Source organism: Paenibacillus sp. RU5M, assembly GCF_900221055.1.
In the GTDB taxonomy this organism is placed as follows: Bacteria; Bacillota; Bacilli; order Paenibacillales; family Paenibacillaceae; genus Paenibacillus; species Paenibacillus marchantiae.
The window spans coordinates 284,394-310,238 of the sequence record NZ_OBQM01000009.1; the positions used below are offsets into that span (position 1 = coordinate 284,394).

The 25,845-nt window shown below is 46.1% G+C and carries 25 protein-coding genes; 7 read left to right on the top strand and 18 right to left on the bottom strand.

The genetic code is table 11. The annotated features are described in order from the left end of the window. Positions 1 to 32: 32 nt before the first annotated feature. Positions 33 to 410: a globin gene (locus CRO25_RS24295; protein ID WP_024634405.1), complete on the bottom strand. Its 378-nt coding sequence runs from the start codon at positions 408 to 410 to the stop codon at positions 33 to 35. A gap of 562 nt (positions 411 to 972) precedes the next feature. Between CRO25_RS24295 and ylbJ the strand changes: the two genes are divergently transcribed. Further along, positions 973 to 2,226 (top strand): sporulation integral membrane protein YlbJ, encoded by a 1,254-nt coding sequence (ylbJ, locus tag CRO25_RS24300; protein WP_079696685.1) that lies wholly within the window; start codon positions 973 to 975, stop codon positions 2,224 to 2,226. Positions 2,227 to 2,330: 104 nt separating this feature from the next. Next, on the top strand, positions 2,331 to 3,134 hold the full coding sequence (locus CRO25_RS24305; protein WP_079696686.1) for an NAD kinase: 804 nt from the start codon (positions 2,331 to 2,333) through the stop codon (positions 3,132 to 3,134). Between the two features lie 29 nt (positions 3,135 to 3,163). On the opposite strand, the gene CRO25_RS24310 is transcribed toward CRO25_RS24305, so the two are convergent. After that, positions 3,164 to 3,565, bottom strand: a complete 402-nt coding sequence (locus tag CRO25_RS24310; protein WP_240321485.1) for a YutD family protein — start codon at positions 3,563 to 3,565, stop codon at positions 3,164 to 3,166. After that, entirely contained in the window at positions 3,562 to 4,461 is a 900-nt protein-coding gene (lipA, locus tag CRO25_RS24315; RefSeq protein WP_063566146.1) for a lipoyl synthase, read from the bottom strand. Before lipA ends, CRO25_RS24310 begins: the two co-directional genes overlap by 4 nt. Before the next feature lie 203 nt (positions 4,462 to 4,664). Here lipA and CRO25_RS24320 point away from each other — a divergent pair, with 203 nt between their 5' ends. Beyond that, positions 4,665 to 5,735, top strand: coding sequence for a M23 family metallopeptidase (locus CRO25_RS24320; protein WP_079696687.1), 1,071 nt, complete (start codon positions 4,665 to 4,667; stop codon positions 5,733 to 5,735). A gap of 122 nt (positions 5,736 to 5,857) precedes the next feature. Here the strand turns inward: CRO25_RS24320 and yunB are convergent, their stop codons facing one another. The 4 genes from yunB to zwf (CRO25_RS24340) all read right to left on the bottom strand — a co-directional run bounded on the left by yunB (position 5,858) and on the right by zwf (CRO25_RS24340) (position 10,455). Beyond that, complete coding sequence (gene yunB, locus CRO25_RS24325) at positions 5,858 to 6,733, bottom strand: sporulation protein YunB (RefSeq protein ID WP_079696688.1); 876 nt, start codon at positions 6,731 to 6,733, stop codon at positions 5,858 to 5,860. Between the two features lie 199 nt (positions 6,734 to 6,932). Then, a complete protein-coding gene (fsa, locus tag CRO25_RS24330) occupies positions 6,933 to 7,577 on the bottom strand; it encodes a fructose-6-phosphate aldolase (RefSeq protein WP_024632668.1) in 645 nt (214 codons plus the stop codon). 87 nt (positions 7,578 to 7,664) lie between these two features. Then, positions 7,665 to 8,558, bottom strand: coding sequence for a phosphogluconate dehydrogenase (NAD(+)-dependent, decarboxylating) (gene gnd / locus CRO25_RS24335; RefSeq protein ID WP_063566149.1), 894 nt, complete (start codon positions 8,556 to 8,558; stop codon positions 7,665 to 7,667). 442 nt (positions 8,559 to 9,000) lie between these two features. Beyond that, complete coding sequence (zwf, locus tag CRO25_RS24340; RefSeq protein WP_079696689.1) at positions 9,001 to 10,455, bottom strand: glucose-6-phosphate dehydrogenase; 1,455 nt, start codon at positions 10,453 to 10,455, stop codon at positions 9,001 to 9,003. Between the two features lie 414 nt (positions 10,456 to 10,869). Between zwf (CRO25_RS24340) and CRO25_RS24345 the strand changes: the two genes are divergently transcribed. Beyond that, positions 10,870 to 11,190 (top strand): helix-turn-helix domain-containing protein, encoded by a 321-nt coding sequence (locus CRO25_RS24345; RefSeq protein ID WP_063566151.1) that lies wholly within the window; start codon positions 10,870 to 10,872, stop codon positions 11,188 to 11,190. A gap of 165 nt (positions 11,191 to 11,355) precedes the next feature. On the opposite strand, the gene CRO25_RS24350 is transcribed toward CRO25_RS24345, so the two are convergent. Continuing rightward, positions 11,356 to 12,228: a helix-turn-helix domain-containing protein gene (locus CRO25_RS24350; protein WP_179132252.1), complete on the bottom strand. Its 873-nt coding sequence runs from the start codon at positions 12,226 to 12,228 to the stop codon at positions 11,356 to 11,358. Positions 12,229 to 12,368: 140 nt separating this feature from the next. On the opposite strand from CRO25_RS24350, the gene CRO25_RS24355 reads away from it, so the two are divergent. Continuing rightward, the gene (locus tag CRO25_RS24355) at positions 12,369 to 13,496 is read left to right on the top strand and encodes a glycoside hydrolase family 88 protein (protein WP_079696691.1); all 1,128 of its coding nucleotides are present in this window, start codon (positions 12,369 to 12,371) and stop codon (positions 13,494 to 13,496) included. A gap of 85 nt (positions 13,497 to 13,581) precedes the next feature. On the opposite strand, the gene CRO25_RS24360 is transcribed toward CRO25_RS24355, so the two are convergent. Beyond that, positions 13,582 to 14,739, bottom strand: coding sequence for a Gfo/Idh/MocA family protein (locus CRO25_RS24360; RefSeq protein ID WP_079696692.1), 1,158 nt, complete (start codon positions 14,737 to 14,739; stop codon positions 13,582 to 13,584). A gap of 112 nt (positions 14,740 to 14,851) precedes the next feature. Between CRO25_RS24360 and CRO25_RS24365 the strand changes: the two genes are divergently transcribed. Further along, positions 14,852 to 15,718: an AraC family transcriptional regulator gene (locus CRO25_RS24365; protein ID WP_179132253.1), complete on the top strand. Its 867-nt coding sequence runs from the start codon at positions 14,852 to 14,854 to the stop codon at positions 15,716 to 15,718. A 78-nt stretch (positions 15,719 to 15,796) separates the two neighbouring features. On the opposite strand, the gene CRO25_RS24370 is transcribed toward CRO25_RS24365, so the two are convergent. The 4 genes from CRO25_RS24370 to CRO25_RS24385 form a co-directional block, all read right to left on the bottom strand. Next, the gene (locus CRO25_RS24370; protein WP_079696694.1) at positions 15,797 to 16,558 is read right to left on the bottom strand and encodes a DUF3600 domain-containing protein; all 762 of its coding nucleotides are present in this window, start codon (positions 16,556 to 16,558) and stop codon (positions 15,797 to 15,799) included. Then, entirely contained in the window at positions 16,545 to 17,132 is a 588-nt protein-coding gene (locus tag CRO25_RS24375; protein ID WP_079696695.1) for a sigma-70 family RNA polymerase sigma factor, read from the bottom strand. Before CRO25_RS24375 ends, CRO25_RS24370 begins: the two co-directional genes overlap by 14 nt. Before the next feature lie 174 nt (positions 17,133 to 17,306). Then, complete coding sequence (locus CRO25_RS24380) at positions 17,307 to 18,095, bottom strand: RNA methyltransferase (protein WP_079696696.1); 789 nt, start codon at positions 18,093 to 18,095, stop codon at positions 17,307 to 17,309. 101 nt (positions 18,096 to 18,196) lie between these two features. Next, positions 18,197 to 18,859, bottom strand: coding sequence for a TrkA family potassium uptake protein (locus tag CRO25_RS24385; protein WP_064635682.1), 663 nt, complete (start codon positions 18,857 to 18,859; stop codon positions 18,197 to 18,199). Between the two features lie 185 nt (positions 18,860 to 19,044). Between CRO25_RS24385 and sspI the strand changes: the two genes are divergently transcribed. Then, positions 19,045 to 19,278, top strand: a complete 234-nt coding sequence (gene sspI / locus CRO25_RS24390; RefSeq protein WP_062324046.1) for a small acid-soluble spore protein SspI — start codon at positions 19,045 to 19,047, stop codon at positions 19,276 to 19,278. Positions 19,279 to 19,495: 217 nt separating this feature from the next. Here sspI and CRO25_RS24395 read toward each other — a convergent pair whose 3' ends face one another. From CRO25_RS24395 to CRO25_RS24415, 5 genes are all read right to left on the bottom strand, one after another. Beyond that, complete coding sequence (locus CRO25_RS24395) at positions 19,496 to 20,296, bottom strand: hypothetical protein (protein WP_079696697.1); 801 nt, start codon at positions 20,294 to 20,296, stop codon at positions 19,496 to 19,498. Between the two features lie 250 nt (positions 20,297 to 20,546). Next, complete coding sequence (locus CRO25_RS24400) at positions 20,547 to 22,130, bottom strand: peptide chain release factor 3 (RefSeq protein ID WP_079696698.1); 1,584 nt, start codon at positions 22,128 to 22,130, stop codon at positions 20,547 to 20,549. 358 nt (positions 22,131 to 22,488) lie between these two features. Beyond that, on the bottom strand, positions 22,489 to 22,887 hold the full coding sequence (locus CRO25_RS24405) for a DoxX family protein (RefSeq protein WP_053783291.1): 399 nt from the start codon (positions 22,885 to 22,887) through the stop codon (positions 22,489 to 22,491). Positions 22,888 to 23,288: 401 nt separating this feature from the next. Further along, positions 23,289 to 24,839, bottom strand: coding sequence for a glucose-6-phosphate dehydrogenase (gene zwf, locus CRO25_RS24410; protein ID WP_079696699.1), 1,551 nt, complete (start codon positions 24,837 to 24,839; stop codon positions 23,289 to 23,291). A gap of 247 nt (positions 24,840 to 25,086) precedes the next feature. After that, entirely contained in the window at positions 25,087 to 25,824 is a 738-nt protein-coding gene (locus CRO25_RS24415; protein WP_079696700.1) for a YwmB family TATA-box binding protein, read from the bottom strand. Between the last annotated feature and the right edge of the window lie 21 nt (positions 25,825 to 25,845).

Consider the following 25,845-nt stretch of genomic DNA (forward strand, 5'->3'; position numbering starts at 1 on the left):
TCCATCCCTCTCCCATAAGCTTGTAATCGGAACTAAGGTGTATTCACAAAATGATGTGCTGGCCCCGACAATCGCTGCAGGACGAAAGAATGTAACGGCTCTTCCACACCAACTTGTGTCAACGCCTGATCCATACATGCAAGCCAAGCTTCTGCCCGTTCAACTGTCACTTCAAAGTGCATATGGCGGGCACGCATCATCGGATGACCAAAAGCTTCGGAAAACAATGCAGGACCACCGAAGAACTGAGACAAAAACATGTATTGCTTGTCGATTACCGGCTGAATATTCTCCGGAAAAAGAGGTGCCAGCTTCTCATTCTGCTGAACAATCGGATAAAAAGCTTCGACCAGTGCACGAACGCCTGCCTCTCCACCAAGATTGTCGTAGATGCTCAAACTAGGATTCATTCCGCTTTTCCCTCCTTTCAGGTGTCGAATTTTGACATATATTACACTCCCATGCTTAATTATGAAAGGAGATTGAAGAACAAGGCCACGAACGCCTTTATCTTCATTCTATCAAAAAAATCCCAAAAGTCCTATATAACATGAAAGGATTATGGTCCCACATAGCTATGACTCATACAGGTCTATCTCGTGCTGAAGGCACAAAAAAAGCGCCAAACAAGAGGTTTGGCGCACCAGATATTTCATTAATAACTTCGCCAGTCCTCTTCTTCAGAGCGCACAAGCGAGGCACGTATAACATAAACAAAAGCACAAACCAGGATTCCGGTGACAAGACTCATAATCATCACTCCATCCGATTTAATTCCACCTTCAAGGTAATTAGGTGACGTTCAGGCGTTTTTATCATTTTAGCATACATCTCCTAAAAACACAGCCACTTTTGCAAGCGCTTTCTAAACATTAATTTGTACTGTTTGTCCGCTTTGTCTCATATATTGATGGCAAAAGCACCTGCGTTCTGCTGCACACTGACCATTCCAAAAATAAAGGAGAAGAATTCATGGCCGCTTCACAACGAATCACCCATGTCCTGATCCCACTAGCTCTCCTGATCCTGTGTGTGTTGATGGTGCTGTTTCCTGCGGAAACCTGGCATGCAGGTGTACGTGGACTATCCATTTGGTGGGACGTGCTGTTTCCCTCCCTTTTTCCCTTTCTGGTGCTCTCCGAGCTGCTTCTTGGCTTCGGCATTGTTCATTTTTTGGGTACACTCTTAAATCCATTGATGCGTCCGCTATTTCGCGTTCCCGGAAGCGGCGGCTTTGTGTTTGCCGTCAGTTGCGCCTCCGGTTATCCCACTGGAGCCAAATTGACTGCACAATTGTGGGAACAAAAATTGCTTACTCGGGAAGAAGGTGAACGCCTCGTTGCTTTCACCACATCATCCGATCCCATCTTCATGATTGGAGCCGTATCGGTCGGTTTTTTTCATAATGTAGCTATTGCTCCCATACTGGTCACATCACATTATGGTGCTGCATTTCTTGTGGGCCTGCTCATGCGGTTCCATGGCGGCATCTCCGCAAAGGATAAACAGCCGAACAACAACTCTCCCTCCGACTCTGAGGAGGTACACAAAAACAGACTGCTCCGAGCCATTTATGCCATGCACGAGGCAAGAAAGGCTGATGGACGGGCATTTGGTGAATTGCTGCGCCAGGCAGTCTCCTCATCCCTTCGCCTTATTATTATCGTAGGAGGGTTAGTTGTATTCTTCTCCGTTATGATGGAATTACTCGTTCAAACTGGATGGCTAGGCGGGTTATACGCCATTACGGAACAACTGCTTTTATATACAGGATTCCCCCCTGCCTTATCCCACAGCCTCGTAGGCGGATTATTTGAAGTCACTTTGGGAGCTAAAGAAGCAGGAGGGGCGGGCATTTCCATTCCGCTCGTGTACAAAGCTGCTGCTGTTGCATTTGTCCTCTCCTGGGGAGGATTATCTGTTCATGCCCAGATTATGAGTGTCTTGAGCAGCACACCGATGAGATATGGCCCCTTTCTGTTTGCCAGAGCAATTCATGCTCTCATTGCACCCATACTTTTACTTTTGTTATGGATGCCGATGATGGGTGATTCAGAATGGCCTGTTTTGTTCCAAACCGGTGCCAAATCAGAATTATTTTCGTATACACCAGACTGGGGACAGATCTTTTTTTCGGGAGTAGGTGTACTTGGAGGCGTATTACTTTTCCTGCTGATACTTTCTCTACTAAGTCCCTTTTTCTTACCTCGACGTATAAAAAAGTAAGCCCTCCTGTGCGTTTATATACAACTGAATATCAATCCAACGTTGTGTTCTTCCCTGGAATTGATTATCATCGGTAGTATAATGACCACAAAGGAGCTTTCATCTTGAGATACTATGTTCAAGACCGCGGAGACCAGTTATCGATTGATCTCAGTCAGCAGTTTCATGCACTGGCAAAAGAGGAAGGGTTTAAGCTGGATGCAGAATCGCCGGAGATTGTCATCTCCATCGGAGGCGATGGTACGATGCTGCAAGCATTTCACAATTTCATCGACCGCATCCCGGACATTGCTTTTGTTGGGGTTCATACAGGCCATCTCGGCTTTTATGCCGATTGGAAGAAGGAAGAATTACGTGAATTGGTTCGATTGATGAGCGGCAAAGGCGACCCGGAACGACTCAAACCACGAATTGTGGAGTATCCACTGCTGGAGCTTGAGATTCGTAAAAAGTCGGGTAATGCCTCTTATATCGCACTGAACGAATTTACGTTAAAAGGTGTAGACGGTACGGTCGTTGCTCAGGTCGACATTAATGACGTGACGTTTGAGATGTTCCGGGGAGACGGTATCTGTGTATCAACACCTTCAGGCAGTACGGCATACAACAAGGCGCTTGGCGGCGCTATGGTGCATCCCACAATCGAGGCTATTCAGATCGCCGAGATTGCTTCGATTAATAACCGCGTCTATCGGACGCTGGGTTCACCGGTTATTTTGCCCAAGCATCATCACTGTGATATCTTCTCACGCAAGGATCAGCGGTTGCTGCTTACCATTGACCACGTAAACGTTATGGTGGAAGATCTCATATCCGTACGCTGCCAGGTGGCCCGTCACAAGGTCAGTTTTGCCCGTTTCCGGCCCTATCCGTTTTGGAACAGGGTTCGCACAGCTTTTTTGGACTAAAATATACGCAACAAAAAAAGCGGTCCTTCTCAGGAACCGCTTTTTGCTTTGGCTTGAGGCTGATCTTTGCTCTTCTGAAGCACAAAGTACGCACATCCAAAGTTGCAATATTCATTGATATAGTCCACCATGCTGGAGATCGTGGAATCCTTCGTTGCTTTGGGATGGTTGTCCCGGTAAAAACCTTTCAACCGCAGCTGGCTGTAACCCCAGTCCCCAATAATGTAATCGTACCGCTCCAGCACTTCGCTGTAACGGTCACGGAAGACTTCAGGATTCCAGCCTTCTTTGTGGTTTTGTACGATTTCATAATTCTTTCCGCCGATTTGAACAATAACCGGTTCTTGGGGTTTGTCCTGAGCCGATTCTTGGGCTAATTCCTGAACCTGTTCTGTGCTATTATCTTCTTCCAATCCGGTATCCTCCATCATGCGTGTGTTGCCGCCTGTTCAGCATGTTTTGTAGCAGATTTTACCTGTTCGTGCGCACGGTAGGAACTACGTACCATCGGTGCAGATTCAACGTGGCTGAATCCACGCTTTAGTCCTTCCTGCTTCAATGCTGCGAACTCTTCTGGCGGATAGTACTTCTCCACAAACAGATGTTTCTCTGATGGCTGCAGGTATTGACCAATCGTCATAATATCACAATCCACAGCTCGCAAATCATCCATCGTTTGCAGAATTTCATGATATTCTTCCCCTACACCAAGCATGATGCTCGATTTCGTCGGGATATTTGGCTGCATTTCCTTGGCACGAGCAAGCAGTTCGAGTGAACGCTTGTATTTCGCCTTGGCACGGACTCTGTCCGATAGCCGCTCTACTGTCTCAATGTTATGATTCAAGATGTCCGGTTTGACATCCATCACAATCTGCAAGGAATCCCGGTCACCCAAAAAGTCCGGAATCAGCACTTCTACGCTACATAAAGGCAAACGACGACGAACGGCCTTCACCGTCTCCGCAAAGATCGTCGCTCCTCCATCCTTCAGGTCGTCACGCGCCACGCTCGTAATTACGCAGTGCTGCAGATTCATCTGTTCTGCCGCTTCTGCCACGCGTTCTGGTTCCTGCAAATCAAGTTCCGTTGGCAAGCCGGTATTTACCGCGCAAAAACGGCATGCCCGTGTGCAAATGTCGCCCAAAATCATAAAAGTAGCCGTCCGATTAGCCCAACATTCGTAAATATTCGGGCACCGTGCTTCCTCACATACTGTATGCAGCGTTTTGGAACGCATCATCGTTTTCATTTCTTGATAGTTATCGCCGGTTGTCAATTTGATCCGAATCCAGTCCGGTTTCGGTTCTTTAACACGTTTAGCCAATGCATAAACCTTCTTTCTACTGAAGTTAGGCTGTTGCTCGGAACATATTATACCATGAAAGCGCTGGAAAAACCCCCATTTGTCACATCTTGTGCATTCATGTCTTACATGGATAAAATGAAGACTTTTGAAGAACGCTAGGTTATAGCTTGGTTCACCGGGCACCATGTGCATCATCTCATTGGAAAGGGGGCTGCTTCCCTGTGCAAGATCGCTTTACATCGCGGTTAACTTATTCCTTTTGGATCAAAACATTGCTTGCAGGCACACTGCTTCTCCCATTCTTGCCTGTTGATGTTTACGGTGAACCCACCGCCGCTGATCCCAAACCTCAGGCTGTAGAGCAAAAACCAGCGGACATTTTCGCCTCGCGCCGACATCTATATGAAAGCATTGGTCAGATGACCCAAATTCCCTGGTACAGGCTCGCAGCGATTGATCAATATGAACGAACCATCTCGCGTGCTCATCCGAAAGATCGTAAACATCCGGAACGGCTGACCGGCATATTCATGACCTCCCCAGCCTGGAGAGGCTGGCTAAATCCGAATGAAACGGATCAACAACCGGGTTCCATTGTTTTTTTCAATGGATATGGTCGTGACGGTTCTGGTGATGGCGTAGCAGATGCCAATAATGACCTGGACGTACTTTACAGCATGGCTTCCATTGTTCAGAATTATGGGAACAAGCCGGAGGACTTCAACATCGCTCTGTGGGAATATTATCATAACTCCCGGGCTGTGCAGCGCATTCAGCAATTCGCGAAATTATATGAGCATTTTGACAGCCTCGATCTCTTTGGTCACGCCTTTCCCGTCCCTCTCGGAACCAACTATTCATATCGCAGCACCTGGGGAACCAAACGCAGTTGGGGCGGGTACCGTATTCATGAGGGCACAGATATTTTTGCACCGCATGGCCTGCCTGTGCGCAGTACCTGTTACGGTGTCGTGGAAATCAAAGGCTGGAATCCGTTTGGCGGCTGGCGTATCGGTATTCGTGATTTGAACAACCATTACCACTACTACGCTCATCTATCCGGCTTCGACAAAAACGCCCATATCGGCGAAGTGGTTACCCCTGGTCAGGTTTTGGGCTGGGTAGGCAGTTCAGGCTATGGAAAACCGGGTACACAAGGCAAGTTTCCTCCTCATCTGCACTATGGCATCTATCGTGATAGCGGGTTGAATGAATGGTCGTTCGACCCTTACCCGAATCTGAAGCATTGGGAGCAGGAAGAACGCAAACAGAAGAAAGCCAAAAGCAAATGAGGCAAAATGAGGTTGGAATAAAGGATAAAAAGTATCTACTTAGTATTCAGATGAATTTTAATACAAAGCGGGACCTCTATCTTAGGGGCCCCGTTTTGTATTCGATATTTACCTTTGACTCATTAGTGGTTTACATCCACGTCAAGCTGCAATCCCTCATTGGGATCAGACAAATCCGGCTCAACCTCCAGTCCATTTCCGTTCAGACCGTTTGCTGGAGCCTGCTGCTGATTGGGAGAGGGTGAATTAGGCGTTCCTCCATGACCACTTGAAACACCCGTCTGACCCGATGGCAGTGCAATCGCGGGTGCATTGCTGCCGTTGCTGCCTACCGGTTTGCCCTGATTATCGTAGTAGTACATCGGCACATCCCCGACCACCAACAGGTAAGATATCGGAATTTCCGTATCAACGGTCTCAGGTTCCATGTCAAAGGGCACCACTACCGCGACTTCGGCAATGATGTGAATGTACACTTCCACCAGAATCATGTTTATACCGGCGTTCTGCTGACGGGTGTTCAGATCCACCTTGACGGCTCCCTGAGGCTCAATACGAACCGGTATACTTGGACCAAAGGATGCCAGTACCGGGCTGCCCAACGCCTGCCCCAGCGGAATTTTTTCTTTTAACATATGCACATTCTGCAAAGTGGATTGCACGATGTTCATCGTACTCGCAGTGATCCGCATATGCTCATCGTAATTCAGCATGAATCCGGACACTTTCCCAGCCGTATCAGTTTTCCAGTCAATCAATCCTTCGGTGGATTTGCCTTCGGAAACCTGTGCTGTAATCGCCTTGTTGATCGCTTCCGTTGCAATCTGCTTTACTCTGATTTTGGCCAGATGCATAATGGGTGGTTTCATTTTCTTATCCACATAGGCAAAACCCTGCATCAAACAAAACGCTGTTACCAATAAAATAATCAACCACATTTTGCGCCTGCCACTTGGCGGCTTGCGGCGTCTTCGGCTTCGCCATCGTCTTCTCATCATCGGGCGTCCCTCCCCTGCGGGATGAGCTATAGGCTATATACTATCCTTATGCATTGTTGTCCCGAAAAAGAAGGACAGCACCTGCTCGTACGGGGATATCATCACTTACAACTAAAAAAGCCTTCCGCCAGCAGATTTTGTCTGCAAGACGGAAGGCTTTTTAATGGCTCTGAGGAATCAGATCCCTGTCCACATTTTATTATTTCGGAACGGACTCCCAATCTTTCAGGAAGCGCTCAATGCCGCTGTCTGTCAGCGGGTGTTTCCACAATGTTGGCAGGAGCGAACCCGGAATGGTCGCGATATGCGCACCAGAAAGAGCTGCATCCTCGACATGTTTGATATTACGGATGCTTGCTGCAATAATTTCGGAAGGCAAATCATACGTATCCAGAATGAGACGCAGATCGCGAATCAGCTTCATGCCATCCACCGCAATATCATCCAGACGGCCAACAAATGGACTGATGTATGTTGCGCCAGCTTTTGCCGCCATCAGACCCTGTGCTGCAGAGAAGATCAGCGTTACATTGGTTTTAATTCCTTTTTGGGTCAGTTCATGACAAGCATAGAGTCCATCTTCGGTCATCGGTAGTTTAATCACTACATTCGGTGCCCATTCTGCAATTTCATAAGCTTCCTTCAACATATCCTCGGCTTTAAGTCCGATCACTTCAGCACTGACCGGGCCTTTAACAACGCCACAGATCTCCTGAATCACTTCTTTAAATACGCGACCTTCTTTGGCAATCAAAGACGGGTTGGTCGTGACTCCATCCACCAGACCCAGACGTTCGATCCGTTTGATTTCTTCAACATTACCTGTATCTAAGAAAAATTTCATGATATGTTCCCTCCACTTGATGAATTTTGTAAACAGCTATACTCATCATTACCCGATTATCCGTATATGTTAACAGTTATATATGAATTAATTTTTTTCTACAGCGTGACCGCCAAATTCATTACGCAATGCTGCAACAACTTTACCTGTGAACGTGTCTGTTTCCAGGGAGCGGTAACGCATCAACAGGGACAACGCGATAACTGGCGTAGCAGTTTGCAGATCAAATGCTGTTTCAACTGTCCAACGTCCTTCACCGGAAGAATGCATAACCCCTTTGATTTCGTCCAGGTTAGCATCTTTGGAGAATGCACGCTCTGTCAATTCCATCAACCAAGAACGAATAACGGAACCGTTGTTCCATACGCGAGCAACTTGTTCGAAGTCGAAATCGAAGCCACTTTTCTCCAATACGTCGAAGCCTTCACCGATGGAAGCCATCATACCGTACTCGATACCGTTGTGAACCATTTTCAGGAAGTGACCGCTACCTGCTTTACCTGCATACAGGTAACCATTTTCAACGGAAGTATCCTTGAACGCAGGCTCAACTACTGCCCAAGCTTCAGGATCGCCACCGATCATGTAACATGCGCCATTACGTGCGCCTTCCATACCGCCGGATGTACCAGCATCCATGTAGTGAATGCCTTTAGGTTTCATTTCTTCGTAACGACGGATGGACTCTTTGTAGTGCGAGTTACCCGCTTCGATGATGATGTCGCCTTTGGACAACAGTGGGCTTACTTCAGCCAGTACAGCGTCAACCACGTTGTGAGGAACCATGATCCACAATACACGTGGGGATTCAAGGGAAGCCACCATTTCTGCATAAGAAGATACGCCTGCTGCGCCGTATTCTTTCATTTCATTAACAGCTTCAGCGTTAAGGTCAAAAGCAACCACTTCATGTTTGTGGTCAATCAGGTTTCTACCCAGGTTCAATCCCATTTTACCTAATCCAATAAGTCCAAGTTTCATTGCTAAGTTCCTCCTGTTATGAACATTTCTAATTTTTATCTGGCCAATTCCAAAATAGTGCTTAACCATGTGGCGCAGTAACCGTTCCGGTTACGAATCGTTCTTTCGATCGCTGTTGTCTCCAGATTTCCTTGATTAATAATGTTTATGGTTAAAATATGGAGATAAAGGCGAGGCATATGCTTCCGAAGTAGCTTTCTTTCAGAAAGCTTTTAGCTTCGCTTCTTCAGAATCGATTTCGTCCCCTACACTACTCGCGCGTAATTGTTACGAACTGATTTAGATTGAGCCAACTAATCTATATCAAAAATTTTCACGGCCTTCCGGGTATTACCGGAAGGACTTATGCAAAATTGGAACGGTGTAATTCATAAAAATTTGTATATTATCGAGCAGAATAGATAGTAGTGTTCTCTTCTCTGATGCTGCTCTTACATTACTTTTACCACCAACGGTAGCCGTTCTCTGCAATCAGACGATCCGCTGACTCCGGTCCTTGGGAACCTGCACTGTACGTATCGAGTGGCACACTGCCATCCTGGAATGCTTCCAAGATCGGCTGTACCCATTGCCAAGCCAGTTCAACTTCGTTCCAGTGAGCAAAGAATGTAGAATCTCCACGCATCGCGTCAAAGATCAGGTTTTCATAAGCTTCCGGAATGTTGCGTTCACCTGAGTTGAAGCTCATATGCATAGGTTCCACTTCGCCTTGGTTGAGTGGGTTTTTCGCATTTAATTGAAGGGAGATGCTTTCTTTCGGACCAATTTCAATCGTCAGCAAGTTAGGCTCTGTTGTATTTTCGGATTCATGACCTGTTTTCAGTGGAGCCTTGAATTCAACAACAATTCTGGTTGATTTCTCAGCCAGGCGTTTGCCTGTACGAATATAAAATGGAACTTCACTCCAGAATGGATCATCGATCCACAATCTCGCCGCAACATATGTTTCATTCTGAGAACCAGCTGGAATGTCAGGCTCGTCCAAATATCCAACAACAGAAGTACCTTGCAGTTCGCCTGCTCCATATTGGGCACGAACGACTTCGGATGCAATGTTTTCTTTCGTCAATGGACGAAGAGCTTCAGCGATCTTCTGCTTTTTGAATTGAATTTCTTCCGGTGTGCAGCGTTTTGGCAAATGCAAACCAATCATCATCAGCAATTGAAGCATATGATTTTGGAACATGTCACGAAGGGCACCGCTTTGGTCATAATACGCGGCACGTTCTTCAACACCAACCGTTTCACTTGCCGTAATCTGTACATTTGCAATGTAACGATTGGACCACAAAGCCTGAATGACCGGATTCGCGTAAGTGAGGGTTTCAATATTTTGAACCATCGGTTTACCAAGGAAATGGTCAATACGGTAAATTTCTTCTTCCGCAAAGGTATTGCTCAATTTTTCGTTCAGATCACGAGCAGATTGCAAATCGTGTCCGAATGGTTTTTCGATGATGAGTTTCTTCCAGCCTTTGGTGTTACCCAAGCCGCTTTCTTGAATGTTCAGTGCGATTGGCTCAAAAAATTCCGGTGCAACCGACATGTAGAACATGCGATTCTCGGGAATATTGAGCTCTTGTTCACGTTTCTGAACCAGTTCCAGCAATTTGGTGTAATCTTCAAGCTTCGTATTATTTAAAGAACAATAACGAAAAGCACCAATAAAGTCGCGAACCTGAGCTTCTTCTTCCGGTGTTTGACGGGAGAAGGTATGCAATGACTTTTCGACATTCGCCTGGAAGTCAGCATCCGACAATTCACGCCGTCCTAGACCGATAACGGAGAAGGATTTCGGCATTTTCGAATCAATGTACAAATTATATAATGCAGGGTAAATCTTACGTTTGGCTAAATCGCCTGTTGCCCCGAAGAGGACAAATGTCATTGCGTCCATTGGAGTGCCTCCTGTGATCTGTGCAGTATAGTATATGATGATACAAAATGTTCAAATCCAAGCATGACAAAAGACGGAATTAGTGGGGGAGTTCCCCGCCTTACCTCCGCTTGTGTATCTGACCTGAATTAAACATGGAACATTCCTTCTCTCCACAACCTTAATCAAGGTTATAAATTGTAACCAATTGAATTGACGTTACCCATCTTACACCTGTCGTCACAATTCGTCAACAATCGTGTCCAACCTGTGAACACCAGTGTTTATAGGGTTTTTATTTAATGTTAACGCTTTATGTGGTAACATTAAGAACAATTGGTATGTGACATTTTACACATAGGGCTTGTGGACACTCAGGTTACAATAAGTATACTAATGCTATAATAAGCATAACTAAATCAAAGGAGTACTATTATGAGCGATGATGAGAATGCCAAGCAAATATGCGAAAAGGTGGAACAGTCTTATCAGATCATTGGCCGGAAATGGGTAGCCCTCATTATTCATACTTTGATGGAAGAACCCAAACGATTCAGTGAAATTCACGCTTATATCCCGGACCTGAGCAAACGGGTACTTAATGAACGGATGAAGGAGCTGGAGGAAGAGGGACTTGTCGTGCGTCATGTGGTTACGGAACGCCCTGTTCGGACAGAATATATGTTGTCCCGCAAAGGCACAGAGCTGGGGCGCGCATTAAGCTCCGTAGAACGATGGGCCGATAAGTGGCTGTAGCACGTACTTTTGAGGAAAGTATAGGTGTCTCATTCTATTTTAGAGAAGGAACTTATTTCACTTTTACTTACGACATATTGAGAATTTTAAAATAACGCTTTAAATTTCATCACGATAATGTGCTGACGCTACTTTTAATAACATCAGCAGTTACACTCATGTGATTTAATGTCTGCTGCTGCGTTCAAAATGCTGCCGATACTGTAGCGGAGTGGTTCCCGCCGACTTGCGAAATAATTGAATGAAATAAGAGCCATTGGGAAATCCAGCTCGTCTGCCAATCTCTTCAACGGAAAGAGTTGTCGTTTCCAGCAGAAGATATGCCTGCTTGAGTCTTCGGGCGGTGACGTAGTCCGTAATACTGCTTCCTGTTTCTTGCTGAAAGATACGGGAAGCATAAGACTTGGATAAATGAATATCATTCGCCATATGATCCAGTCTGATTTCATCTATGTAGTGCTCTTCAATCCAATGCATCATCTTCTCCGCATGTCTTAATTGACGTGATTCGACCAAGTGTAGTTGACTCGCCTGTTCCCCATCATTTTGTTGATCCATAACATTCAATAGTTGTAGCAAAAACAGCACCGATTCCTCCCATTCTCCCCCAACCCGACTGCGTGACTGGTGATAAATTCTGTATACCCAATCCAGCTGATCCATAGATGAACTCAAATCAAAAACCTGCTGTTGATTTCTTCCTTTCCATAACCTCGAAAAAAAAGCACGGCGATGCGGGAACGCTTCCAAATATCGGTCCATTACAATGGGCTCTACATAGAAAATGTTCCTTTCATATGGTGTATCTGGATGAACCTCGGCATAGACGTGATGCAGCTGATATGGCTGAAAAAAGAAGAGCATGCCTTTACGAATGGGATAGGTATGATTATTCAATACCACAATGCCTTGCCCTTCATGCACATAGAGAATTTCCCCGCATTGATGCCAATGATAATATCCTTTGAATTCGTTAACCGATTTAATTTGATAATCCCACACCAAAGTATTTCCCTCAAAGTCCACACGTTCAAACACTCTCGTTCCCCCTTCTTCACAATGACAACAGAGCAACATTTCTTCATATCCTAACACAACTTTTAAGGTTTTTAAAAAGATATAATCTCCTTATAGGAAAGCGTTATCTAATTTCTAATTAACCCTAAGGAGGTTATCTAATGGCCAAGGCAGAATCCGCCGTAACTACGGCATATTGGCAGGAAGTTATGCAGAAGCTGGAAAACAAATTGCCCGAGATGAAAAAAAACATTGGGGATAAATGTCCTCATTTTGCCGGTGATGATGGGAAGTATGATAACATCAATACCGATTGGTGGGTTTCAGGTTTCTGGCCGGGTATGTTGTGGATTATGTACGATATGACAGGAGAGGAAAGCTACCGGGATGCGGCATGGTCGTGGGATGAAACTTTGGAGCAATCGTTTATAAGACCAACAGGAGAGCTTCATCACGATGTTGGCTTCCAGTTTCTCTCTACTGCTGTGATCAAACATAAAATTACAGGTGATGAAGACGCTCTCAGACGTGGTCTGGAGGCAGCCAATTTCCTTGCAGGACGCTATAACCCGGCAGGCAAATTCATTCGTGCGTGGAATGAAGACAAATATGGCTGGGCCATCATTGATTGCATGCTGAATATCTCTTTGTTGTTCTGGGCTTCAGAAGTGACGGGAGATCCACGCTACAAACATATTGCCATTAGCCATGCCGAGACGACCATGCAGTACGGTGTTCGTGAAGACGGATCGACCAAACATATCCTTTCCTTTGACCCGGAGGATGGTCGTTATATTGAATGTTTTGGCGGGCAGGGATATGCTCCTGAATCCTCATGGAGTCGTGGTACCTCATGGGGGTTATACGGATTCGCCAATACGTATCGTTATACCCAGGATGAGCGTTTCCTGAACACAGCGAAACGAATCGCCCATTACTTTATTGCTGCGCTGCCAGAGGATCATGTACCTTACTGGGATTTCAGACTTCCTACCCTGGATGGTCAATCCCGGGACAGCTCTGCCGCAGCAATCGCCGCTTCCGGTCTGCTGGAACTGGCCGCCGCCGTTCCTGAGGGTGAGAAACGCCTCTATGCCGATGCAGCCGAACGAATTTTGCGTTCCTTAACAGAGAACTATGCGGTCTGGGATCAGCCAGAGCATGAATCGATTCTGCTGCACGCCACAGGCAGCGGCAATTCCTTCATCGATGTCTCCCTGATCTATGGAGATTATTATTATCTGGAGGCCATCGCGAAGTTGAATGGATGGAAACATCGGGTGTATTGATTTTGTTTTGTGAGTAGGACTCCAATAAAATGAAGCCAGATCTCACAATATCTGTGGGACTGGCCTCTTTTCCATGTTTATTTAACTACGACTCCAACTTTCTCCCTAACGTAATATCCACATCCTCGAAGTTCTCCACGGCTGTCTTTTTTTCATAAAAATGCACCGCATTTTCCATAATCCCTTCCCTTGTATAGAAAGCATCCTCTGCCTCTAGTGGAAAAGTAACCTTCTCTCCCGTACTAGCCGATTTATAGATACCAACAATGAGTTCCAGTGTATTCCGACCACTATTCCCATCCACCAGAAGCGGTGATTCTGTCTCAATGGCGTTTAGCACATTCTCTACTTGCCCGGTATGCCCCACATGAGTAACATCTGGTAATTCGTCAGCGAGTTTCTGAATCTGTTGTTCCAGATCTGGATTGGGTTCTGGGAATCCATTCGTTCGTGCCGTAGAAGCAACGACCTTCCAAGGCGCAGATACCCTGGCCTCTTTACCTTGAAAAATCAACTGCTGCTCCTCTCCATGGTGTACCACGGAACTGGTGATCATACCAAGTGCTCCTTCTTGGAAACGAAGCATCGCCATGGAAATATCCTCTACTTCGGCATTATCATGCGCCGTATTCGCCATCATCGCCTGCAATTCCACCGGAGGACCCATCATCCAAAGCATCGCATCAATATGATGGACCGCATGATTAAGAGTACAGCCTCCGCCTTCCTTTTCCCATGTGCCACGCCACCACAGATCATAATAATTATGGCCCCGCCACCAGAATGAATCGACCTGTACGTGGACAATGGGACCCATAAGTTTGCTATCCAGCACATCTTTCAGTTTCATCATCGGTGTTGTAAAACGATTCTGTGCCACCACCGATAGCAGCTTACCACTCGTTTGCGCCGCTTCCAGCATCATATCCGCCTCTTGTAAAGAAGAAGCCATTGGTTTTTCGACAAGCACATGTGTACCTGCATGCAGAAAATCACATGTGATCGGTGCATGGGTATACGGCGGGGTACAGACGGAAACCAAGTCAATGTTTTGATCCAACAATTCATGATAATCGGTAAAAGCACGTGCTCCTTCCAATCCATATTCGTTAATTCGTTTCTGTGCTTTTTCTGCATACATATCCACCACAGCTACGATCTGACATCGTTCAGGAAATGCCAAATACGCTGTAATATGCGCTGTGCTGATGGCGCCTGCTCCAATAATGGCTACTTTTAACATGAATGCATACCTCCCTTATTCCCTTCACAATACACAATAATAAAGCGCTTTTATGCGTTCATCTTGTGATAAAATGAAACTATATTGCGCTCTTGAAGGGGAGGCATTCCTAATGCCCATCATCACTGAGGAACAATTTAATCTGGCATGCCGTCGCACCTCCACCACTGCGTTCCGAGAGGTTTTTCACGCTCATTCACAGATGGAAATCACGTATATCCATGATGGATATGGACAGCTAATAACCGAGGGTCAGGCATTCTCCCTTGAACCGGGTACGCTGATGATATTCCGCCCTTTTCAGCTGCATCAGATCCAGATTCAAGTCACGAAAGAACATCCCTTTATCCGCAGCGTACTGATGTATGAGCAGCACCTGCTGAACCCGCACTCTCGGCAATTTGCCGTAGCAAATCGTTTTACAATGGACCTTCTCGGGCAAACATCTCCACTTCAACCGATCCGTCTTTCCGCTTCATCCCCACTGGTCCAGATGGTTGAGCAATTTGCCGATATTCTACCTACATTACTTCCACATGAAGTGGAAGAGGATACACGACTCTTTTTACTTGGACTACTCGCACAACTTCGCTACCTTTGGAAAGACAGACAGTATCCCAGCTCTAATACGCTCCCAACGAGTCCTCCCGCTCTGCATCCTCATGCTGAGGCTGTCATGCAGTGGATTGAAGAGCACTACAATGAAGCGTTTCGTCTGGAGGATATCACAGATACACTGCATCTCTCGCCTTATCATTTGTCCCATATATTTAAAAAAGCTACCGGTACCACCATCGTTGCTTACGCACAGGCTACCCGTATTCGTCATGCTTGTGTGTTACTCACGAGCACTACACACACTGTTCCCGAAATAGGCCACCGTGTAGGCATGTCCAGCCCATCTTATTTTTGCAAAGTCTTCCGCAATGCAACAGGCACCACGCCGCATCAGTATCGGATGAAAGTGCAGGGCAGATAAGAAGATTATTCTACGAAACCAAAAGGGGCAAAAGGAATGACATCCTTTCGCTCCTTAGTTACTAAACATCTACCTTAGTTACTCACCCGGTTTACGAACATCAAGACCCAACTTCTCCAAGAAGGGAAAAATCTGCTCACGTACCTGCGTCAGTTCTTCCTTCTGCTCCGCAGACAATCGTTCTTCATGGATGTTCCCATCCTGATCCATCACCATGGCTTCATACTGCTTCATCTGTTCATATAACGATTTGAACTCGGTAAACTGCTCCTTGGGAAACTTCGTCTCTGCCATTGCCAGCTGTTCCTTCCAAAATTGTTCCTGGTCCATAGGTTCTTTTGGAGAGTCTACACTTGCTGCTTCCAGCTTTTTGAAAAACGGTTCCAGTTCTGCAGTAAGACGATTAAACTCCGTCTGTTCTGTGGCATTCCATTGCTCGGGGTGCATCTCTCCCTGTTGATCCGCATACTTCAAAGCCATTTGTCCCATTTGCTTCATCAGACCCATAAATTGAATGAATTCCTCTTCACTTAAATGTGCTTTAGCTGTCTGGAGCTTCTCCTCCAGTCTCATGTATTCCTCCGATGTTCCACCCACCGCTGATATATTTTCCTGTGAACCATACATTTCGTTAGCCAAATAGGTGTATCCCGCATAGGCTCCAGTAGGAATGATAAGCACAGCAGCCAGCAGCACAGTAACCAGCCATTTTTCCCGATATCTTTTGAGACGTGATTCACTTCGTATAGCATTCATGATTTTATGTTTTGTTCTCTCAGGAATTGTCCAGTCTTTGGTCTCTTTCTGGTAGGCTGTTCGCAGCTTTTCATCGAGATTCATGTAAATCCTCCACCTTTCCCCGAATACCTAGGTCCAACTTCTGATTCTGCCTCAGCTTGGATAATGCCGCATGAATACGCGATTTCACCGTTCCTAGCGGAATGTCCAATATGCATGAAATCTCCTCTTGCGTGTACTCGTTCAAATAGTGAAGAGTGATCGCCTGCTGCAGCTTGTACGGCAATCTGTGCACCTGTTCAAGCAGAGGGCGATTTGCCAGTTTGTTGATTAAGTCTCCGGAAAAATCATACTCCAGCCCCGTATCAGATTTTTCCATCCGCTTGCTAAAACGAAATTGCGTCAATCGTCTCCGCCGGTAACTTCGGACCTGCCGCATCGTCACACCCATTAACCATGGACGAAACGCTCTCTCCGAATCGTAACGCTCCAAGGACCGGTAAGCCTGAATATATATTTCCTGTACTAGATCTTCCGCGTCAGATGAGTCACGAATCAGAAAACGCACAGTGCGATACACATCCTTCACCGTTTGCTCATATAACTCCCCGTATGCTTCGTAATCGCCAGCCCGGGTTAATTCCACAAGTTTTATGTACTTTTCTGCCTCACTCATTATCCATCCCCTTCCTCCTTACACTATATATTGGCATACCAGCTCCATATCGTTCGATTTATTTATTTCAACTTCTCCGACTATACAAAAAAAGCCTATTCCTCACTCATCGGTCGAGTAGGAATAAGCTTATATTTCTTACTTCATATGAACATGAAGTATATTATTCATGGGCTAAACCATCCGCTGCCTCATCGCCTCGAACAACAAGATCGTCGCCGCCATTGCGGCATTAAGTGACTCTGCCTGTCCCTGCATCGGAATCGTAATCGCATCGTCCACCAGTTGTGCAGTAGACTCCGATATGCCCTTACCCTCATTACCGATCACAAGCCACACCGATTGTGTAAAATCATAACTGTAGCACGAATACTCCGCCTGCAAAGACGTACTAACCAACTTTACACCCGCAGTCTTTGCTTCAGGCAGCAACAACTCCAACTGACCTTCTACAATTGGCAAATGAAACAATGACCCCATCGTTGAACGAATCGTTTTCGGATTATAGACATCCGCACAACCAGCACCGAGCACAACTCCTGCTGCTCCCGCTGCATCCGCACTGCGAATGATCGTTCCCACATTACCAGGGTCCTGAACATTGTCCAATACAACGACCAGCCCCTTGGAGGAAGACAACAAGCTTTGAAGCGGCTCACGACCTTTATGTACAACGGCAAAAACAGGTTGGGGTGTCATTGTATCCGTACACTTGGCGATAACCGCAGGAGATACACTGATCCATTCCACACGCTGAAGTGGAGCCTCCAGTCCAGCCAGTTCCTTGGGTACACCCTGCTCCCCATCGTAAACGATGCATTCCAGATCTGCCCCTGCACGCAGCGCTTCCTGTACGAGATGAATGCCTTCAATAATATATTTATGTTGACGGGTACGGTGCTTTTTCTCCAGCAGCTGTGCCCATTCCTTCACACGTGTATTTTGCGGTGATACAATATCCATCTTTCCATCCTTCCCGTCTGCGGGATTTTTTATCAACATGTTACATGACGAATTGAAATTTCCCGCCTAAAGATTGCTTCATCATCCCATCATTATACTTATCACTTTGGATATGCAAGCTCCATTTTCGTCAAATGGTCCTTATGGCCAACGATGATCAGTACATCCCCGTCCGCAATCCGATCCTCAGCATACGGAGAGATATTCATCGAATTCCCACTGCGGATCGCCATCACGTTACACCCGAAACGAGCACGAATATTTAGCTCCAGCAGATTTTTACCAATCATTTGCTCGGACGCTCTCATCTCCAAAATGCTGTAATCCTCAGATAACTCGATGTAATCGAGAATGTTTGGAGATGTCAGATGATGGGCTACACGCAGTCCCATATCCCTCTCAGGATAAATTACCTTGTCCGCTCCGATCTTCTGCAATACTTTACCATGAAGCTCATTTTGTGCTTTTACAATTAGAACAGGTACACCCATATCCTTCAGAATAAGAGTCGTGAGAATACTCGACTGAATGTCTTCACCAATCGCCACAACGACGACATCAAAATTCCGTATGCCCAGCGCACGCAGCGCTTCTTCATCTGTAGAATCTGCCGATACGGCATGAGTCACCACATTGGACATTTCCTGGGTTCGCTGCTCGTCCGCATCAATTGCAAGTACGTCGAATCCCATGCCGCTCAGCGCATTGGCTACACTTGATCCGAACCGTCCCATGCCAATGACGGCATATTGTTTTTTTGCCATTAGGGTCTAACCTCCCGCTGCACTTCAGCATTACGCATCTATTGGTAGTCCATTTTTCAATTAAAGGGTGAAATGTTTACTTAAATATCCTTCGTAGTATACCACAAAGCCCAATAAACTTGAATGCGCTCACGCTTCCCAGGGAACAGTATTAGAGCAGCCGAATATACGAGGAGGGACTTGCGATGCCAATTACATTAAGCCTGCGTGAAGCGATTGTTCATAAGGTTCATGATAAAAGTGATGATCAGCTCCGGGAGATGATCGAAGGTTCTGTAGATGGACCGGAAGCAGCATTACCCGGACTTGGTGCCATTTTCGAAATGATCTGGAAGAACACGGAACCTGCCAAGCAGGAAGAATTAATTCAAATCGCGCAGGAGCATCTGCACACCATTCCCGTTCAACCCATCAGATAATTGAAGCCTTGGAGGGAAAGGTACCATCATCACGTTGTTCTGTCTGCAAAGAAAGATTTTGGCTCATTGGTCTGGATGATGCCTTGCTCCAAGAGCAAGCCAGTTATATCCCTGTAGACTAATAGGCTCCCCAACCAAACAAGGTACAGCCACTGAGCAAAACTCAGGAGGCAGTACCTTGTTTGTGTATACCCATGTTTTAGAAAAGGAAAACCGCTCAATTAAATATTTTGGCGATTTTTTCAAACAGAGCCGATATTTCTTCATCTTCAGCAGTGGATGTGTCCGTATTCCCCCATGAATTCTTAAGTGCAGCCAGCATATCATTCTCTTCATCCTCACCCGAAGAGGCAGCCCCTGATCCCGAGCTGGTAATGAGACTTTGCAACTCACTCAGCAAGGATTTCTTTTCATCAACAGTAAGCTCGTTGTTCATTGTGTTATCTTGGTTCTGCTCGTTAGAATTCTCTTGAATATTCCATGCAAATGGCGGCATAATCCCACCCATGGCTTGCATCATTGGAGGTGTTCCATTGCGATCAGAACGCGGTGAATCTTTTCCTGGCGGAGGTTCAGGGCGTTGGCTTTGAATGATTTCAGCTACCTGGTCAAATAAATCGGAGATATCCTCGTCCGTTGCTGCTGAAAGGTCCTGACCGGATAACAAATCAGATATGGAAGCCAACGGGTTCACCGTGCTGCCAGTAATCTCATCTGTTGCTTCTGAAGCATCCGAAGAAGACAGATAACTTTGCAGATCAGATAACAGCGATTTCTGTTGATCCGTCGTCAGTACAAACGTATCCTCGCTTGCATTGAACGTTCTGCTGTAGTTTTCTGTTGGGAGTGAAGCCTGTACCCCTCCGGCATATTCTGCAAATTCTTTGCTTAATTCAAGTGAGTCAGCGGCCTTTCTTTGTGCAGTGTCGTAGTCCAGGCTATTTAACTTGTTTTCGTTTGCCTTTACTGAATGATCATAGGACGTTGTGATCGAATGCCTGTTAATGGATAGTGACAAAATAGATCTCCTCTCTCTGTGTACATATATGAGTAGCAGTACCATACACTCCAATTTCATCGGCGGCCAAACTGAATTTAACCTGAGAGCAGACTGAATGATGACTGAATGTTATTCTCCCTTTATCTCCTATGCGGCGGAAACCTTAATGAGATATAAAAGCCAGAAACGACAAAATGACCTAAACCCCTCTGATCAGGAATTTAGGCCACTTGCTTCTGCAGTCTTTACTATTTTAGAAAAAAACGGCTTATGGAGCTGTCTCCAGGAATTTCGCCGTCGGGTTTTTGTCCATTGCGGTTCTCATCGCGTATTCATTTTCGAACAGGACTACATGATTACCCTTTTTATCTTTCACCAGAGCAGAGTTGATCCGGAATTTACTTGGGTCCAAGTTCTCGTCCACAATCCAGCGGGCGAATTGATACTGCATACGTTGCAATTGCACGTCTACCCCATACTCGCCTTTCATCCGGTATTCAAATACCTCGAACTGGAGTTGACCAATTACGCCGAGTATGGTCTCGTCAAAGCTCACGGTCTGGAACACCTGAATGGTTCCTTCCTCCGTCAACTGGTCAATCCCTTTTTGATACTGTTTATGTTTTAATGCATTTTTAACGGTAACTTTGGCGAAAATCTCTGGCGAGAACGTTGGCAATTCCTCAAATATAACTTCGCTGCCTTGGCTCAGTGAATCTCCAATCCGGAAGATACCTGGATCGAACAAACCGATAATATCGCCTGCATATGCCTCTTCGACAATATCCCGGTCTTGTGCCAGGAATTGCTGTGGCTGTGACAGCTTGATCTCTTTACCCACACGGTTATGCTTCACACTCATCCCGCGTTGGAACTTGCCTGACACAATACGCAGGAACGCAATACGATCGCGGTGTGCCGGGTTCATGTTCGCTTGAATCTTGAATACATAACCGCTGAATTTATCATTCGTTGGCTGAATCTCTCCTGCCGTACTGCGACGTGGTTCAGGCTTCGGAGCCAGTTCCAGGAAATTCTCCAAGAACGTCTGCACGCCAAAATTGTTGATCGCACTACCGAAGAAAATAGGTGTCAATTCGCCGCGTTGAACTCTCTCCATGTCGAATTGGTCTCCCGCGATATCCAGCAACTCCAGATCCTGACACAATTGATCATGCAGATATTCTCCAGCCATCTCACGGATAATCGGATCTTTGTAGCCATCTACCTTTTGTACTTTAATCGTCGAGTGATCGTCCCCTTGGAACAATTCCACCTGATTTTTCATCCGGTCATACACACCGCACAGCTCCCGACCTGTACCAATAGGCCAGTTCATCGGAACCGAACGAATACCCAGTACATTTTCAAGTTCTTCCATCAGGTCAAATGGACTTTTACCCTCACGGTCGAGTTTGTTGATAAACGTAAAGATCGGAATACCACGCTTCGCACAAACCTGGAACAATTTGATCGTCTGTGCCTCGACGCCTTTCGCCACGTCAATCAACATCACCGCGCTATCCGCAGCTGTCAGTGTACGATACGTATCTTCACTGAAGTCCTGGTGACCTGGTGTATCCAGAATATTGACACGATGATCCAGATAATCAAACTGCATGACGGAAGATGTAACCGAGATCCCCCGTTGCTTCTCAATTTCCATCCAGTCACTTGTTGCATGTTTGCTTGCTTTCCGAGCTTTTACTGTACCGGCAAGACGAATCGCGCCCCCGAACAGCAACAGTTTCTCGGTCAATGTCGTTTTACCCGCATCCGGGTGAGAGATAATGGCAAACGTCCGGCGTTTGTCCACTTCCTGTTGAAGAATGTTATCTGCAGCTTTGCTCATAGATTCTATCCCTTTCGTCCGTTCATTCACGTTAATCCGGCGAGGCCGGTCTACCATTCAATCTTTATGCAATCCGGCTATGCCGGTTGATTGTACATTCGCATTTCGCATATGAGGCAATTAAGCATCCTATGTTAATTTTACACATTTACAACGGAGTTCATCCTCCCTAAGCATTGTGCTTCCATTCATGCCGTAGACCTGATTTAATATCCAACTTTCCTATTGTACCATAATCTTTACCGAAAATAACCGATTACGTACAGCAGATTCTTCTCTTTTCCGAATGCAAAAAAAGAGCACCCTTCCGCCATCATTATGGCATCCAGGTACTCATTATTCATTTCGCTTGCCGCTCTTAGAAAATTAATGCGTCCAGTGCGTATTGTCCTCCACCTGTCAAAGCTAGTGCTACACCAACCACCAGGATCGCAAGGTTATATTCAAACCCGTTTTGTGTGGACCAGTATCCGTTCGCACCATGAACCTTCACAATGGCAATAACCATAGTCAGAGCAATCAGAATGCCGCCTACCGGTGTGAGCAGACCCAGAGCTAGCAGCAATCCACCGCCAAATTCAGCGAGCCCTGCCAGTAACGCTACCAATGCCCCGGGTTTCATCCCCATCGATTCAAACCAGCCACCCGTTCCCTTGATTCCATATCCCCCGAACCATCCAAACAATTTCTGAGCCCCGTGCGCCATGAACGACAATCCAATCACCAAACGAATCAACAACAATCCTACATCCAACATTTTCTTTTCCTCCATTCAATATATACAAAATAGTATTCTTAGATTAAAGATATTATGCTAAATTTTTTCTTCATGAATGTATTTTGTAACCCCTTCACCTGGTTCACATTTTATCTCATGAATGATGTACGTATCCGATTCGTCATCGGGTTTCGTATGTCTTTGCGTAATCTCTTTATCTCTTGAGTTGAGTATAAGTTATATACTTACTTTTTGTCAATAACTTATTTTATTATATGCAAACTTTTACATCCCACACTTCTCTATCGCAAAAAAGACCTGGAAAGATCGCATGTCTGCGTTCTTCCCAGGCCTTATTTATAACAGTGTTAGTCTTATCACCAATAAAATGACTTCGCTCTAATCAAAATCTCAGCCACTCGTGAGTGTTACTCCCACGATTAATTGTTCACTTGCCAGACGACACTGTCTTCGTCCTGACCGTTCACCGGCCACCAGTGGAAGCCGTCCTGTTCCAGCAGTTTGCCTGTTGCTTCAGGCCCCCACGTACCTGCTGGATATGTGTGCAGCTCTCCGTGATTTTCCGCCCAAGCCGCCGCAATCCGGTCAACGAAGGACCATGCTGTAGCAACTTCATCCCAACGGGTAAAGTAGGTGGAGTCTCCTTCTGCTGCATCATGCAACAGACGTTCATACGCCTCCGGCGAGTTGATTCCAATCATGCAGCTCTGACAGAAGTCCATCGCCAGCGGCTGAATCTCGGAGTCTGAACCCGGCTTCTTGGCATTGATTTTAATATAAATACCTTCCATCGGATTGACCCGAATGACGAGCAAATTCGGCTCCAGTTTATACTTTTTGCCCAGATAAACGTTACTCGGCATGGATTTGAATTCAACCACGATTTCGGTCGTTTTCACCGGAAGGCGCTTGCCTGTCCGAATATAGAACGGCACACCCGCCCAGCGGAAATTATCCACAAATACACGTGCGGCAAAGTAAGTCTCCGTATTGGATTCAGGATCAACCTTGTCTTCCTGACGATAACCGGGAAGCTGCTTACCACGATACTCCCCTTCGGTATACTGCCCGCGCACAACGTTAGTGCTTACTTCTTCATTTGAGTTGAACGCACGCAGAGAACGCAGTACCTTAACCTTCTCATCACGGATGTCCTCCGGGAACAAACGGCTTGGTGGCTCCATGGCAATCATCGTCAACATCTGCAGCATATGGTTCTGTCCCATATCGCGCAATGCTCCCGAGTGATCGTAGTATCCACCGCGTTCTTCCACACCAACCGTCTCTCCCAGAGTAATCTGAACGTTGGCAATATGTTTATTGTTCCAAAGCGGCTCGAAAAAGGCATTACCAAAGCGAATCACTTCGATATTCTGTACCATTTCCTTGCCCAGATAGTGGTCAATGCGATAAATCTCTTCCTCACGGAACACTTCACGAATCTGCTCATTCAGATGCTCCGCAGATTGCAGATCATATCCAAATGGTTTCTCAATTACAAGTCGATTCCACCCGCGGCTCTCCAACATTCCACCATCACGCAAACTATATGACACGCTGCCGAAGAGCTCAGGTGCCAGCGCCAGATAGAACAGACGGTTACCCGGTGTGTTAAACTTCGCTTCCAAACTCTCTGTCTGCTCACGTAATTCTTTGAAACCGTCCACGTTATTGATATCTAGTGATTTATACTCAAAATGTTCGACAAAAGCGTTCCACTCATCGGGTTCCCCCGCTGGATAGCGGCAGAACTCCTTAATGGATTCATAGATGTCTTCCCGGAATTCTTCTGGTGACCTCGGACGACGCGCTACACCAATAACCGCAAAGTCTTCGGCTAATTTACCTTCGCGGTAGAGACTGTAGATAGCCGGAAACAGCTTCCGGCGGGCCAAATCACCCGTTGCTCCAAAAATGAAAAATACTGCACCTGGTGTCTGCACTTCATCTTGCATTTGTTTTTCGACCATGGGCTCCTCTTTCTTTCCGGGAAGACATCTCCACACTCTCCCCGAGCTATGTAATGGTGTTATATACGTAACATACAACCGTCAATTACCAGCAAATTTCCTTCTTGGATGTGATGCCATTTTAGCATAAAGCCCCATGGGTTGCACTAATTTTCCTGAGAAATGTTATCAATATTTTTCCACAATTCATGGAAATTTCATCTATAAAAATTCATGATCAAACTTATAAATCTGCTTTAATATTGCATCAATATTCAATCGTGATCACCGGGAAACCTACTGTAACTCGATTGGTCCCCTTTTCATCATCCTGATGGACCGCCAGCTGCATGTTCAAGAGATGCGTACCGCTTTTAATCACTATGGGCAAATCCGATGCCTCATATGACACGCTGGCAGTGCTGTTATCCGTATAACGTTCTATCGCTTGCATATTCATATCTCCAGACAGCTGTTGCTCGATTTGCTGCAATTGATTGCTGGCGCCACTTTCCATTGCTCCTGTGCCCTGCACAGCGAAATTCCAAGCCGCCTTCATTCCGGAGTCTGTGAGCAACTGGGATACTTGTTCATGCAATGTGATCAATAAACGTTGGTCCGTATGTTCATTGCCTGATAACTGGACGATCGCGTAGTATTCATTTTCCCCCGTAACGACAACATTGACCAGAATGCCTGCGTGCTGAGCATCAGCAGCCATCTCACTGCGATACACATCATGCCCCGTCTGAACACCGTGTTCAGGCTGTTGCAATCCTAGCCGATGAGCAAGCAGCTCCGCCTGGTCTTTTGCATCTCCACGGCCTTCCCCTTGCCATTTGATGACTAGACGCTCCACATGATCGATTGCTGTATCTGCAGTCTTCATCAATTGTTCCAGCTTGCCTGCTTCGGATTCCGTCTTCTCAGCGTACACATGAGTCATGCCTACAAGTATAATGATTGCTAATGCTAGTGTGCCTACTGTCATCCATCGATTTAACATTCGAATCCTCCGCTCTTTCTT